This is a genomic window from Acinetobacter sp. X9, assembly GCF_054889255.1.
This window is the reverse complement of record NZ_CM142679.1, coordinates 2,598,178-2,611,071: the sequence shown is the minus strand read 5'-3', so window position 1 is coordinate 2,611,071 and position 12,894 is coordinate 2,598,178. Positions and strand designations below refer to the sequence as shown.

Here is a 12,894-nt window from a genome sequence, read left to right as displayed (position 1 = left end):
AAAAGCCTATTTTTTAATAGGCTTTTTTTTATAAAACAAATTTCTATTTTAGGCAGAAGCTTTAGTGATCTCTATGGTTTCTGCATCTGCTCTATAACCTTGTTGCTCATCCAAAGTATGTTTAGCCGGAATATAAGACATTGCGCGTTCTGCAAGAGCTGTAATGGTGAGACTTGGATTAACGCCCAAATTTGCACCTAACATTGAACCATCTACAACATATAAGTTTTTATAGTTAAACACGCGGTTTTGTCCATCTACCACGCCACGTTCTGGACTTGAAGCAATTGCACAACCACCCATACAGTGGGCTGTAAAAGGTACGTTAAACAAAATTTCGGTAATGGTCGTCATCGGGTGACCATTAAACATTTTGGCAACTTTTTCGGTAAATGCATTGGCCTGTGGAATATACACAGGTAGCTTTTTACCTTCGCTCGATAACACCTTACCAAAAGGCCAGAACCAATTACGTTTCAAGCGCATATTAATTGAGGCATCAGCTGTTTGCATCACCAAGAAAATTAAAGTCTGACGTGCAAAACTGACTGGATTACTCATGCGAAGAAAAATAAATGGATGGCAAATAAGTGCCCATAACCAAAAGAAAATACGTGTCCAACCCGGTTTGCCTTTCGCCATGTAAGTACACATGAGACCCATGGCATCTGAACCAGTTTGGTAACGAGTCGCTTCAATGTGAGTGTCATGGTCAATGTAAATACTTGAACCAATGGCAACACCTTTGCTCATGTCGACATCTTTACCAAAAAAGCGAACACCTAAAATCGACTCGGCATTAGTACGAACCCGATTACCCAAATCATCAGAAATATTTGGCAAAGAACCGGACTGTTTTAAACGGAATAACATTTCTTGCGTACCCAAAGAAGATGCAGAGAAAATCACGTTACGAACACGCCATGTACGACGTTGTTTGTTAAACCATGAGCTCGAACATTCAGTCGTAACTTCATAGCCATCGCTGCCATCGGCTTTACCATTGAGTGGTTTAACGTCAACGACTTTGGTTTCTTCGTAAACCTTGGCGCCATTTTTTTCGGCAAAGTACAAATAGTTTTTATCTAAGGTATTTTTTGCGTTGTGTTTACAACCTGTCATACAACCGCCACATGCCGTACAGGTTCCGCGGTCTGGACCATCGCCGTTAAAGTACGGGTCAGGGTAGGTCTTGCCGCCTTGTTCACCTTCGGGTGGAAAGAAAGTTGCAACGCGCGTCGGTTTAAACGTATGTCCAACCCCAACTGCATCGCCCATTTTTTTGAGCATGTGGTCGGCAGGACCGAAAATTTTATTATCCGTCACACCAAGCATGCGTTCGGCTTCAGCATAGTGCTGTGGCATTTCATTTTTCCAGTCCGCTGCATCTGCCCACGTGCCTTCATCCCAAATATGTTCAGGTGGAACCAGTAGGGTATTGGCATAGGTAATTGAACCGCCACCTACGGCGTTCCCGCAAATAATGGTGACATGGCGAAAAAAACGCATGTTGAAATAACCAAAAAGTTTCATGCCCGGGCGCCAAATCCAGCGACGGGTATTCCAGTTATTTTTAGCAAAATCTTTAGCTTCCCAGCGTCGCCCCATTTCCATTACAGCAACAGAGTAGCCTTTTTCGGTTAGACGGCAAGCAGAAACACTACCACCAAAGCCTGAACCAATAATGAGGTAATCATAGTCATAATTGTTTGTTGTCATGCCGAGGACTCCTCTCTGGCGATATTTTTATATTGACTGTGTATGTTTATCAATGAATTGCCCAATGCGCTCAATCGAGTCATTAGATTCGTTTAGTATACCTGCGTGGAATTGAAAAACATGTCCGACTCGGTCATAAACCCTTAAGTTCGTCGGAATACCATATTTTTCGGTTTGTTCAGCGAGACGTTTTGCATCGTCCAATAAGACTTCTTCGGTACCGACGTGAATTAAAACAGGTGGTAATCCAGTTAAGTCGGCATAGAGTGGGGAACAGGTAGCATCGGTTGCCGATTTTTGTCCGCAATAGTTTTTTGCACACCATGCTAACCAGTCCTCTGACAGCATCGCATCTTGAGCTGCATGAGTTTTAATCGTGCTTCCAGATAGGCTTAAGTCAACCCACGGTGAAAGTAAAACTAATGCTGCTGGTAACGGTAACCCTGCATTTCGTATTGCAATTGCAGTACTTAAACTCAGTCCGCCGCCCGCAGAATCGCCAGCAATCACGAGTTTTTTCGGGTCTTGTCCTTGAGCAAGTAAAGCTTTATAAACTGCAATTACATCTTCAATAGCAGCAGGGCTTGTGTGCTCTGGGGCTAGGCGATATTCAGGTAACCAGACTTGTGCTTGAGCTGGATGTCCGATTTGAGCAGCAAGCTTAGTGTGACTTTTTGAGCTACCCACCACATAGCCTCCGCCATGTAAATACAAAATGCCGCGTCCTGATTGAGTCGTTTTGGGCTGAATATGGACTGTCGGTATTTGCGCAATGGTTTGCTTTTTTGTTTTATAGCCACGTGGCCCAAGCACAATTGCACTGGCTGCATCGCTACAAAAACGTTGTAGCTTTAGTGGTGTTTTAGGGGATAAAGCTGGACGTAGTGTGGTACGGATAGTCCATGCAAGAAGCTGCTTCATAATAAGGACTCATACTAAGCATTTAATATCAGTCAGCATCTCTTAAAATGAAGAGTATGCTGACCACTGTTTTTATTTTGCTGATTTGTTGAGTAGACGGGTTTGAAAGGCAGTGGCAGTTGCAAAAATCTTTTGGTAACCCTGTGGAAGAATACGTTGAATCACATCAACGGCTTTCGCATCGGCTCCGATTAGTAAGCGGCGGCGGTCCTTACGAACAGCTTCTAAAATTTGTTGAGCTGCATCATCAGCAGGGGTGCGAAGTAATTTATCGAAAGCATCCTGACTTTTTAGCGGGTCCATTCCTAAAGACTGGACGCTATTATTCATGCGGGCAGCTTTGGCAATATTGGTACGAATACCACCCGGATGCACACAGGTCGCACTCACTCCAGCATTTTGTAGATCGAGTTCTTGGCGCAATGATTCAGTAAAGCCACGAACGGCAAATTTACTAGCGTTATAAGCACTTTGAGTTGGTTGAGCTGTTAAGCCGAACATACTGGAAATATTAATAATATGCCCATCACCACTTTGCTTTAAGTAAGGTAAAAACTCTTTGGTGCCATAAACTACGCCCCAAAAATTAATACCAATGAGCCATTCAAGGTCTTCGTAGCTCACACCTTCAGCCGTACTACCAATTGCGACACCAGCATTATTAAAAATCAGGTTAACTTGGCCATGTTCATCTACTACTGCCTTTGCCCAAGTGGCCACTTCATCACGCTTAGCTACATCAACTTTTTGAGTGGTGACTTTGACAGAATAAGGTGCCAAAAGCTCGACTGTTTTAGCTAATCCAGCTTCACTAATATCGGAAAGTGCCAGATGGCAACCTTGTTTTGCGAGTGCTATGGCAAGTGCTTGTCCAATACCAGAGCCCGCACCTGTCACAGCTGCGACTTTATTTTTAAAAGACTTCATAAAATTCTCCGTTTATTTTTCTCATTTCCTATGGTGAAGCTTGTTTAAGAAATAGCCGAAACCTGTGTGTAGTTTTCAATGTCAAAGCGACGAGTGCGTTGGCGATATTCAAGGGTAAAACCTGGCCAGTTATTGGTATTTTTACCCTCAGCAGTTTGATACCAACTGGTACAACCTTGAGCCCAGACAGTTTTTTTCATTTTTTCTTGAATGCTTTGATTAAACTCATGTTGAACTTCTGCACGAACATTGGTAAACAGAAGTTTGTTTTGTAGGGTGGTCTGGATGGCATCTAAAATATAGTTCACTTGGCTTTCAATCATATACACAATTGAGTTGTGCCCAAGATTGGTATTTGGACCATAGAGCATAAAGAAATTTGGAAAGCCGCTAACAGTTAAACCGAGATAAGCTTCTGCACCATCTTTCCATGTGTCTTTTAAGGTGCGACCATCAAGACCTGTAATCTGCATTGGCGCCATAAATTCTGTTGCGGCAAAGCCTGTACCATAAATAATGGTATCGATTTCACGCAGATTTCCTTCCGTATCTAAAATCCCATTTTTAGTAATTTCTTGAATGCCCGTATTAATCACATCAACATGAGGTTGGGTCAGCGTTTCATACCAGTGGTTAGAGATTAAAATACGTTTACAACCAATTGGATAATCCGGCATTAAGCGGTGGCGTAACTTCCCATCTTTAATGACTTTACGGATGTGGCGCTGGAATAAATATTCCACCAACGGCATTTCATTGAGTGAAGTTGTAAAAGCAAGTAGGCGAATTTCATGGTGTCCATATTGCAAGGCGCGGTCTAGACTTTGCAAAATCGGTAGTTTGCGGAAAGCTTTTTTCTCTAAAGGTTGATAAATCCGATCCGGTTTGGGAATAACATACGGCGCTGAGCGTTGATAAACGTCTAGGTGGGCAACCTGTTTAGCAATTTCAGGTACGAACTGAATTGCACTTGCACCTGTGCCAATAACTGCAACACGTTTGCCAGTTAAATCATAGTCGTGATCCCAACGTGCTGAGTGAAATGCCTTACCTTTGAAGTTTTCAATGCCTTTAAGTTTTGGATAAGCAGGACGGTTAAGTTGGCCTACCGCGCCCACTAAAAATTCAGCTTCAAACTGTTCGCCAGTCGTGCTTTGAATGTGCCATACACCTTGCAGGGCATCAAATTTGGCACTGGCTATTTCAGTATTAAATTGAACATGTGGACGAATGTCATATTTATCGGCACAGTGGCGTAAATATTGATAAATCTCTTGAGATGTACCGTAGCGATTTTTCCAGCCTAGCTCTTGTTCAAAAGAAAAAGAATACAGATGAGAAGGCACATCACATGCACCACCTGGATACGTATTGTCACGCCAGACACCACCAACATCGCTAGCTTTTTCAAAGAGCGTAAATTGTTCAAAACCTGCTTGTTTGAGACGAATGGCAAGTCCTAGACCACCAAAACCTGTGCCAATAATGGCGATGCGTACATTTTTATTTGAATTAGACGACGAATTAAACATAGGCTGCTCTAAAATCCTTAAAAACAGTGAGCGAAAAAAATCGCAATTTCCTGTATGCAGAATAGACGTTTATTTGCTTGATTTAGAGGATGGATGAGGACAAAATATTGTGATTCGAGGACATTCTGAGCAATACAGTGAAGTATGCATGGGCTTTTGAACGCAGTGTACATAGTGTTCGGTTAATGGCTGATTTTGCGGTGGAATCAGGCATTTCTTATCAGACGATTTTGCAAGGGACAGGGCTTAGCAAACAACAATTACTCGACCCTAATATGGTGGTGACAGGCCATCAGGAATTACAGCTGATTCATAACTTGGTTGAGCAACTAGGAGGCAGACCGACATTAGGCTTAGAAGTGGGCACACGCTATCATTTCACCACATTTGGGCCATTAGGCATGGCTCTGATGAGTAGTGCTAGCATTCGTGAAGCACTAGATTTGGCTTTAAACTATTTCACTTTAACTTTTGCTTTTACTCGCTTTGATGTGTCGGATACACCGCAAGGGATCCGTATCGAAATTGATGAGCAAGATATTCCATCTTCAGTGCGTCAATTCATTATTGAACGCGATGCCGCTGCACTCATTACGGTACAGCGAGATTTGGTGCAGGACAGTTTTTGCCAGTATTTGGCTTTTTCTTTTCAACTCAAAGGTGATGCCGAGCCATATCGGAATTTATTTGGAGTCATGCCTGAATTTGGTGCTGCGAAAAGCTTTGTAATTCTTGATCCGCAAAAAGTAGACCAAAAGTTGCTTATGGCAAATGAATTGGTTTTACATACAGCTGAAGAACAGTGCCGACAAATATTAGAGAAACGCCAATCACAAAATAAATTTACAACTTTAGTGCAACAGCAATTGATGAACGTGCGAGGGGAAATGCCTTCTATGGAAATCGTGGCTGACCGACTGCATTTAAATGCACGAACCTTACGCCGTCATTTGGCATTAGAGGGGATGACTTTTATTCAGATACGTGAAGAAGTCAGGCAAGTTCTAGCTGAGCAATATTTGGCATTACCAAAAGCTTCGGTTGAGCAAATAGCCGAGTGGTTAGGTTATGCAGAACCTGCCAGCTTTATTCATGCTTATAAAAGATGGCATGGGAAAACACCTCATGCCATGCGTTTAGTACAAAAATAAAAAAATGAAGGGTGCTTTTGCTTTCCCTTCATTAAAGAGCAGTTTATTTAATAAAGCTTAGTTGCTTACTGATTTTTTCTAAAATCGGTGCTTTCTTGGCTTGAAATTCAACTTTGTTTTGTTGAATCAGGTTGTTGCCTTTGGTGTCGATAGAAATAATGAGAGGACCAAATTCTCTCACACGGTTAATCCAAAGGGTTTCTGGCATACCTAGGTCTTGCCATTCAGCGCCTTCAATCTCTTCAACTAAGGTTGCTGCGAGAACTGCGCACCCACCTGGGAAAATGGCATGAACGGCAATATTTTCCTGACATCCAGCAGCTGTTTCTGGTCCCATGCCACCTTTACCCACAATAAGCTTTACGCCAGTTTGCTTGATAAATTCCCGTTCGAATTTTTCCATTCTCATACTGGTTGTTGGACCAATCGAAACCATTTCGAAGTCGTTTTCACCTTTCTTACGCACAATAGGGCCAGCGTGAAAAATCGCTCCGCCTTCAAGGTTAACTGGTAGTTCTCGACCTTGTTCGATCAGTCTGCGATGGGCAACATCGCGACAAGTCACTAAACGGCCAGTCAAATAAACCACATCACCGACTTTAAGGTCTAAAAGATCTTCATCTTTGATTGGCGTTGTCAGAATTTTTTTCATAGTACAACTCCTTCATGAGACAAGATTTCATACGACATATCTGGGTTAATCTTAATTTTGCCACGGCGATGTGCCCAGCAACCTGTATTTACGGCAACCCCAATGGTTGATGGGTGGCGCGCAGAAGATTCAATATTGACTCCCATCACACTGTTATTGCCTGTTAGTCCCTGAGGACCAATACCAATTTCATTAAGACCTTGTTCTAACAGTTGCTCCATCAAGGCAGCGCGTGGGTTATCACTTGTTGAGTCAACCGGACGCATAATCGCGAGCTTAGAAAGGCGAGCCGCTGTTTCAACTGAAGTCGATACGCCAACACCAACCAGTAAAGGTGGGCAGGCATTAACACCGCGTTCGGTAATAACATTCATCACAAATTCAGCAACGCCTTCGTAGCCTTGACCTGGCATTAAAACTTTTGCCGCACCCGGTAAGGTACAACCGCCACCAGCCATATAGACATCAATGGTACAAGTGTCGAGTTCAGGTACAATACGCCAATCTAACCATGGAATTTGAGTACCTGTATTTGTGCCCGTATTTTTTTCATCGAAGGTTTCCACAGCGTTGTGACGTAAAGGACCTATGCGAGTTGCCTCAGCAGTTGCTTCGCTCAAAATATCTTGAAGTTCACCAAGCAAAGGGAAGTTGGCACCTGCTTCAACAAAATATTGAATGACACCCGTGTCTTGGCAGCTTGGGCGGTTGAGTTTATCGGCAGCTTGCTGATTTTCTTCCATCGAGTCATAAACTGATTTAGCCAATGGATTGGTTTCTAAAGTACGCAGTTCAATTAACTTGCTTTTCACATCTTTCGGTAGGCGTTTTCCAATATAAGCCGTAAATTTGGCCATGGTGTCCGTAAGGGACTGGACTGCAATATCTTTGTCCATGTTGTGCTCCTTGAAGAAACTTGTTCAGATCTAATTGATATAAATAGGGTTATTGTGTGGCTTTGGCAGTATTTACTTTCACTTTTTGGGAGAAGCTCAGCACTAGTGTTAGTAAGGTCGAGATAATCAGTAAGCCCGCAACAAAATAGAGCCCACCTGTGAAATCTCCAGTTTGATCTTTAATCCAGCCGATCATGGCAGGGCCTGCAAACCCACCTAAATTTCCGATTGAGTTAATAGTGGCAATGCCTGCCGCTGCGGCTGATCCTGACAAGAACATGGTTGGCATGCTCCATAGCGGTGGCTTGGCACAGCTAATACCGACATTCACAATGGTAAGTGCTGCAATTAATCCAATGACGTTGTGTGTGCCTGCTGCAATTGCGAGACCAACTGCTGCGGTTAAACATGCAAGAGCAACATGCCATGTACGTTCATTGGTGCGGTCAGAGTGTCGAGACCATAAAACCATGGCAATGACAGAAACAATTGGTGGAATGGCATTTAAAAGCCCCACAGTCATAGACGTTACGCCAAGCTGTTTAATAATTTGTGGTGCCCAGATACCGAGGGTATAAAGCCCAGCCGATGTTCCGAAATAAATCAACGCAAGGGCAAGTACCCGTGGGTTAGCAAGACCGCGAAGAATGCTGTGATGCTGAGGTGCATTTTTCCCGACATCTTCTTCTTTCATCGTTTTTACAAGCCATTCGCGTTCATCCTGTTTTAACCAAGTGGCTTGTTCAGGACGGTCAGTCATATATTTAAAAACCACAACGCCTAAGATGAGTGCTGGTATAGCTTCAATAATGAACATCCACTGCCAGCCAGCGAGACCCCAAATTCCATGCATTTCAAGTAACGCGGCAGAGATTGGTGAACCAACTGCTGTGGCAATTGGGGCGGCTGCCATAAATAAAGCAATCACACCAGCGCGATGTCGTGCAGGAAACCAGTAAGTTAAGTACAGAATAATGCCGGGAAAGAAGCCAGCCTCGGCAACACCGAGTAAAAATCGCATAACGTAAAAGCTAGTTGAGCTTTCTACAAAGGCCATACCGGCTGCAATCAAACCCCATGTCACCATGACTCGAGCAATCCAGATACGGGCACCGACTTTATGCAAAATAATGTTGGATGGGACTTCAAATAAGAAATAGCCCAAAAAGAAAATTCCTGCACCAAAACCGAGAACCGAGGCGGTAAAGCCTAAGTCTTCTTTCATGGTGAGTGCGGCAAAACCAATATTGACGCGGTCGATATAGGCTATAAGGTATAACAACATAATAAACGGTACGATTCTCCAAGTAATTCGACGTAACGTTCGCTTTTCAATATCCATTTCCATGTCATGACTCCATATTCATGACTACCAATCCTGATTGGTAGTTTTCGCTTTCTTTACCGCTATTGATTCGGCTAGATGGCTTTTTCCCGTTGATCCACAGCATTCCTTCTGCGGACATTGTTATGCTCTTAAATAAGAGATGGCTTATGTCGGGAAACATTGAAATGGATGTTAAACCCTTTAAAAAACTGATGAATCGATATAAAGTTAAATCACTATTGCAAAAAACTTAATAATCATGAATGCAGATACGGAATTAGCTTTCTTTTGTTTATTGGTCAAACAAGGAAGTCTTGTCGCGACGGCACGAGAGTTAAACTTGACTCCACCTGCGGTTTCTAGACGTTTAACTCAACTTGAAGAGCGTTTAGGCGTAAGACTTTTAAATAGAACAACACGGCGAATTAGTTTAACCAGTGAAGGTGAGGTCTACTTTGAAAATGCAGTTCGTATTTTAAAAGAGATCGATGAAATGGAGCGTTTGGTTTCAAGTAGTCGGGCAGCGCCCAAAGGGGTATTGCGTGTGAATGCTCCTTTAGGCTTTGGTCGTTCTTATATTGCTCCAGCGATTTCTACGTTTGCCAAAATCTATCCTGATGTCGATGTCCAACTGCATTTAACAGACCGCCCGATTAATCTGCCAGATGAAGCCATTGATGTCTCAATCCGCTTTGGCGAAATACCCGATTCACGTCTAATTGCAAAAAAATTGACAGCCAACCGCCGTTTATTATGTGCATCACCTAGCTATTTAAAAACGGCAGGGCAACCACTCACACCTCATGATTTAACACAGCATCAGTGTATTGTGATTCGGCAAAATGATTCTGCTTATGGTAATTGGCGGTTAAGTCATGGCAAACAAGTTGAAACCGTTAAAGTTCATGGGCAACTGAGTACCAATGATGGTGCAGTCGCATTAAATTGGGCCTTAGAAGGCTATGGTATTTTGATGCGAGCAGAGTGGGACGTAGCAAAATATTTAAGAAGTGGTAGATTAGTTCAAGTGCTAGCGGACTATGAAACACCACCAGCAGATGTCTATGCGGTGTATTTAGAGAGACTGAATCTGTCGCCTAAAGTTGCGCACTTTTTAGATCATTTACGCCAATTTTTAAATCAGCATGTCGATGGGCCAGAGCCTCGTTCAAGTTGGTAACGATGGTATTAACCTCAATTAAAAAAGCCAACTTAAAGTCTAAGTTGGCTTTTAACATTAGTTTTTATTTAAACGCAAATGCAATAACCGTGTTGCTGAGGTGTGGCGAATTTCATCAATTCGTGCATTAAAATATCGTTCAGTAATGGCTTCGCCTGATAAGTCTTCGACCACTTCAAATCCCATCTGCTCCACTGCATGATGTAAATCTCTTGGTTTAAATTGGCCCAATAAAGGCTCTTTCAGCAAATGAGTAAACTGCGCAACCCCCATACTTCCAAGTCGCTCAATACCGTTTAATTCCTGAAAATCGGTCGAATAGTCGAGTACTACTTCGCTACCGTTTGCAGCAAATTCAGCAATACTTTTTAAAGTTTGCAAGGTCGTTTGCGGGTTTAAATAGTGCGTTGTGCCTAACCATGAAAAAAATGCAGGAGCAGATGAATCATAGATACTTCTGATCAGAGCTTCCGAAATAGACTCTTTTTCAAAGTTAATCGCGACAAACTCAACGGTAGTAGGAATATTTCCTAACTTTTTTAGCTTGGCTTGTTTGGCCGTTTGAGTATCAGGATGATCGACTTCAAAAATTTTCAAAGTAGGGTAATGGTGTGATTCACGTAGTGCAAAAGAGTCTAGGCCAGCACCCACTAATACATATTGTTGAGTATTTTGTTGAACTGCCTGAGCAAGTAAATCTTCGGCATAACGAGAGCGTCCGACCACTTGTCCAGTAAGTAAACCTAAAGTGCGGTTTAAAACCGCAGAATTCATCACTTTAACAATCAGTGAATTAGAGAGAAGTTTTTTCCAGCCTTTACTGGTCAGCTCAAAAGCATAAGGATCTGAAAATACAGGGTCCTGTGTATTTTGAAAATGATTGGCTCGTAAGGCAGCAGCGGCTTCAGCAGTACGACTTGATTGTCCTTCTTTCATCTTTATCCTGTTTTTTTATTTCTTGAAGATATTCAACGAAGAAGGCAGTGTATTTCATGGAAATCTAAAATACACTGCCTATTTCTTACAACTGATTTGATCGAAAATACAAATTAGTGAGTTTTTGTCGTTTGATACGTCACTTCATAATCTTTCAAATCTACTTTTTTCAAACGTTGTTTAAGTTTTTTCAGTGACCAAGGCCATGCAGCAAAGTTACGCCCGTTGGCATCAAGGTAGTAACTCTTACATCCGCCGCTATTAAATACGGTTGTTTGTAAGTGCTTTTGTACTAAATCATTATGCTTTTTAATCACATCAGATTTAACATTTAATTTGCTAATTCCTTTGTTTTTAATTTTCAATAAGCCATCTACGATATAGTCAAGCTGTGCCTCTGCTAAACCAATGAAAGAATCATAAACCAGTACGTTAGGTCCTAAAATTAAAAATGCATTTGGTACATTTTCAATGTTGGTTCCTAAATAAGCCTCTGGTGAACTATCTTTCCAAATATCTTGTAAACATTGACCTTTTTCATTGTGGACACGTTTACCAATTGGTGGATGAGATACTTCAAAGCCTGTACCCCAAATAATCACATCAACTTCGTGGCGTTCACCATTCGCAGCAACCACTGTGTTGCCTTCAACTTTCACTAAACCATGAGGAATGAGTGTGGTGTTCGGTGCTTGTAGTGCAGGGTAGTAGTTGTTAGCGAATAAAATACGTTTACAACCAATGTCAAAGTTCGGCGTTACGTTTTTACGTAGCACTGGGTCATTAATTTGCAATTTAAGTAATTGCTTACCCAATACATTTACTGGTTTTAGCGCAAGAGGATTACGTAAACCAAAGTTAATTGCATTTAGCGTTAACGCTACACTTTTACGCCAGCTCGCCTGAATAGCCGGATATTTAGCAATGATTGATTTACTAAACTCGCCCAAGTCTGTATCTGGTTTTGGTAATACCCAAGGTGCTGTACGTTGGAATACAAAAAGTTCTTTCGCTTTTGGTTGAATTTGAGGCACAAACTGAATAGCAGATGCACCAGTACCAATCACGGCAATGCGTTTACCTGTCAAATCATAATCATGGTTCCATTTCGCTGAATGGAACATTTCACCTTTAAAAGTTTCTAAGCCTTCAAGACGTGGAATTTGAGCTTCGGTAATTGGACCTGTGGCAAAAATAACGGTTTTAGATAAATATTGACCAGTGGTGGTGTCAAGTACCCACACATGACGTGAGTCATCCCATGCGGCATTCAGCAATTCATTATTAAATTCGATTTTAGAGGTAACATTAAATTCGTTACTTACATCTTCCAGATAACTTAAGATTTCTGGTTGGCGCGCAAATAAATGGCTCCATTTTGCACTTGGTGCAAATGAGTAAGAATAAAGAGCAGAAGGTACATCGCAACCACAACCCGGATAGGTGTTCTCACGCCATGTTCCACCCACGCGGCTAGCTTTTTCAATAATTTTATAATTGGTATAACCAACTTGATCTAGGCGAATGGCAGCAGCGATCCCTGAAATGCCCGCACCCACAATAAAAGTATCGAAAATATGGCTTGGTGATTTGACAGCTTTTTTTGCTGATGCATTTGTTTTCATTTGCGCAGTCATATGTGTACTACCTATA

Annotated in this window: 11 protein-coding genes; 2 read left to right on the top strand and 9 right to left on the bottom strand. The window is 42.1% G+C overall.

Annotated features, from left to right (window positions below):
• Positions 1-48 precede the first annotated feature (48 nt).
• The 4 genes from ACYU0V_RS12460 to ACYU0V_RS12445 form a co-directional block, all read right to left on the bottom strand.
• Positions 49-1,719 (bottom strand): GMC family oxidoreductase, encoded by a 1,671-nt coding sequence (locus ACYU0V_RS12460; RefSeq protein ID WP_342370748.1) that lies wholly within the window; start codon positions 1,717-1,719, stop codon positions 49-51.
• A gap of 27 nt (positions 1,720-1,746) precedes the next feature.
• Positions 1,747-2,640 carry an alpha/beta hydrolase gene (locus ACYU0V_RS12455; RefSeq protein ID WP_280585259.1) on the bottom strand — a complete coding sequence of 298 codons (894 nt, stop codon included), beginning with the start codon at positions 2,638-2,640 and terminating at the stop codon, positions 1,747-1,749.
• A 72-nt stretch (positions 2,641-2,712) separates the two neighbouring features.
• Complete coding sequence (locus ACYU0V_RS12450) at positions 2,713-3,567, bottom strand: SDR family NAD(P)-dependent oxidoreductase (RefSeq protein WP_202732776.1); 855 nt, start codon at positions 3,565-3,567, stop codon at positions 2,713-2,715.
• A 44-nt stretch (positions 3,568-3,611) separates the two neighbouring features.
• Positions 3,612-5,099 carry a flavin-containing monooxygenase gene (locus ACYU0V_RS12445; RefSeq protein ID WP_461847667.1) on the bottom strand — a complete coding sequence of 496 codons (1,488 nt, stop codon included), beginning with the start codon at positions 5,097-5,099 and terminating at the stop codon, positions 3,612-3,614.
• 137 nt (positions 5,100-5,236) lie between these two features.
• Between ACYU0V_RS12445 and ACYU0V_RS12440 the strand changes: the two genes are divergently transcribed.
• Complete coding sequence (locus tag ACYU0V_RS12440) at positions 5,237-6,250, top strand: AraC family transcriptional regulator (RefSeq protein ID WP_081274123.1); 1,014 nt, start codon at positions 5,237-5,239, stop codon at positions 6,248-6,250.
• 43 nt (positions 6,251-6,293) lie between these two features.
• On the opposite strand, the gene ttdB is transcribed toward ACYU0V_RS12440, so the two are convergent.
• Genes ttdB through ACYU0V_RS12425 form a run of 3 tightly spaced genes read right to left on the bottom strand, consistent with a single transcriptional unit; the run spans position 6,294 to position 9,146 of the window.
• The gene (ttdB, locus tag ACYU0V_RS12435) at positions 6,294-6,902 is read right to left on the bottom strand and encodes a L(+)-tartrate dehydratase subunit beta (protein WP_000722967.1); all 609 of its coding nucleotides are present in this window, start codon (positions 6,900-6,902) and stop codon (positions 6,294-6,296) included.
• A complete protein-coding gene (gene ttdA / locus ACYU0V_RS12430; protein ID WP_064784993.1) occupies positions 6,899-7,798 on the bottom strand; it encodes a L(+)-tartrate dehydratase subunit alpha in 900 nt (299 codons plus the stop codon). The genes ttdB and ttdA overlap by 4 nt, the downstream gene beginning before the upstream one ends.
• 49 nt (positions 7,799-7,847) lie before the next feature.
• On the bottom strand, positions 7,848-9,146 hold the full coding sequence (locus ACYU0V_RS12425) for an MFS transporter (RefSeq protein ID WP_420285820.1): 1,299 nt from the start codon (positions 9,144-9,146) through the stop codon (positions 7,848-7,850).
• A 238-nt stretch (positions 9,147-9,384) separates the two neighbouring features.
• Between ACYU0V_RS12425 and ACYU0V_RS12420 the strand changes: the two genes are divergently transcribed.
• Positions 9,385-10,305 (top strand): LysR family transcriptional regulator, encoded by a 921-nt coding sequence (locus ACYU0V_RS12420; RefSeq protein WP_461847663.1) that lies wholly within the window; start codon positions 9,385-9,387, stop codon positions 10,303-10,305.
• Between the two features lie 57 nt (positions 10,306-10,362).
• Here ACYU0V_RS12420 and ACYU0V_RS12415 read toward each other — a convergent pair whose 3' ends face one another.
• Positions 10,363-11,241: a class I SAM-dependent methyltransferase gene (locus tag ACYU0V_RS12415; protein WP_461847661.1), complete on the bottom strand. Its 879-nt coding sequence runs from the start codon at positions 11,239-11,241 to the stop codon at positions 10,363-10,365.
• Between the two features lie 113 nt (positions 11,242-11,354).
• Positions 11,355-12,878: a flavin-containing monooxygenase gene (locus tag ACYU0V_RS12410; protein WP_078220410.1), complete on the bottom strand. Its 1,524-nt coding sequence runs from the start codon at positions 12,876-12,878 to the stop codon at positions 11,355-11,357.
• Positions 12,879-12,894: the final 16 nt, after the last annotated feature.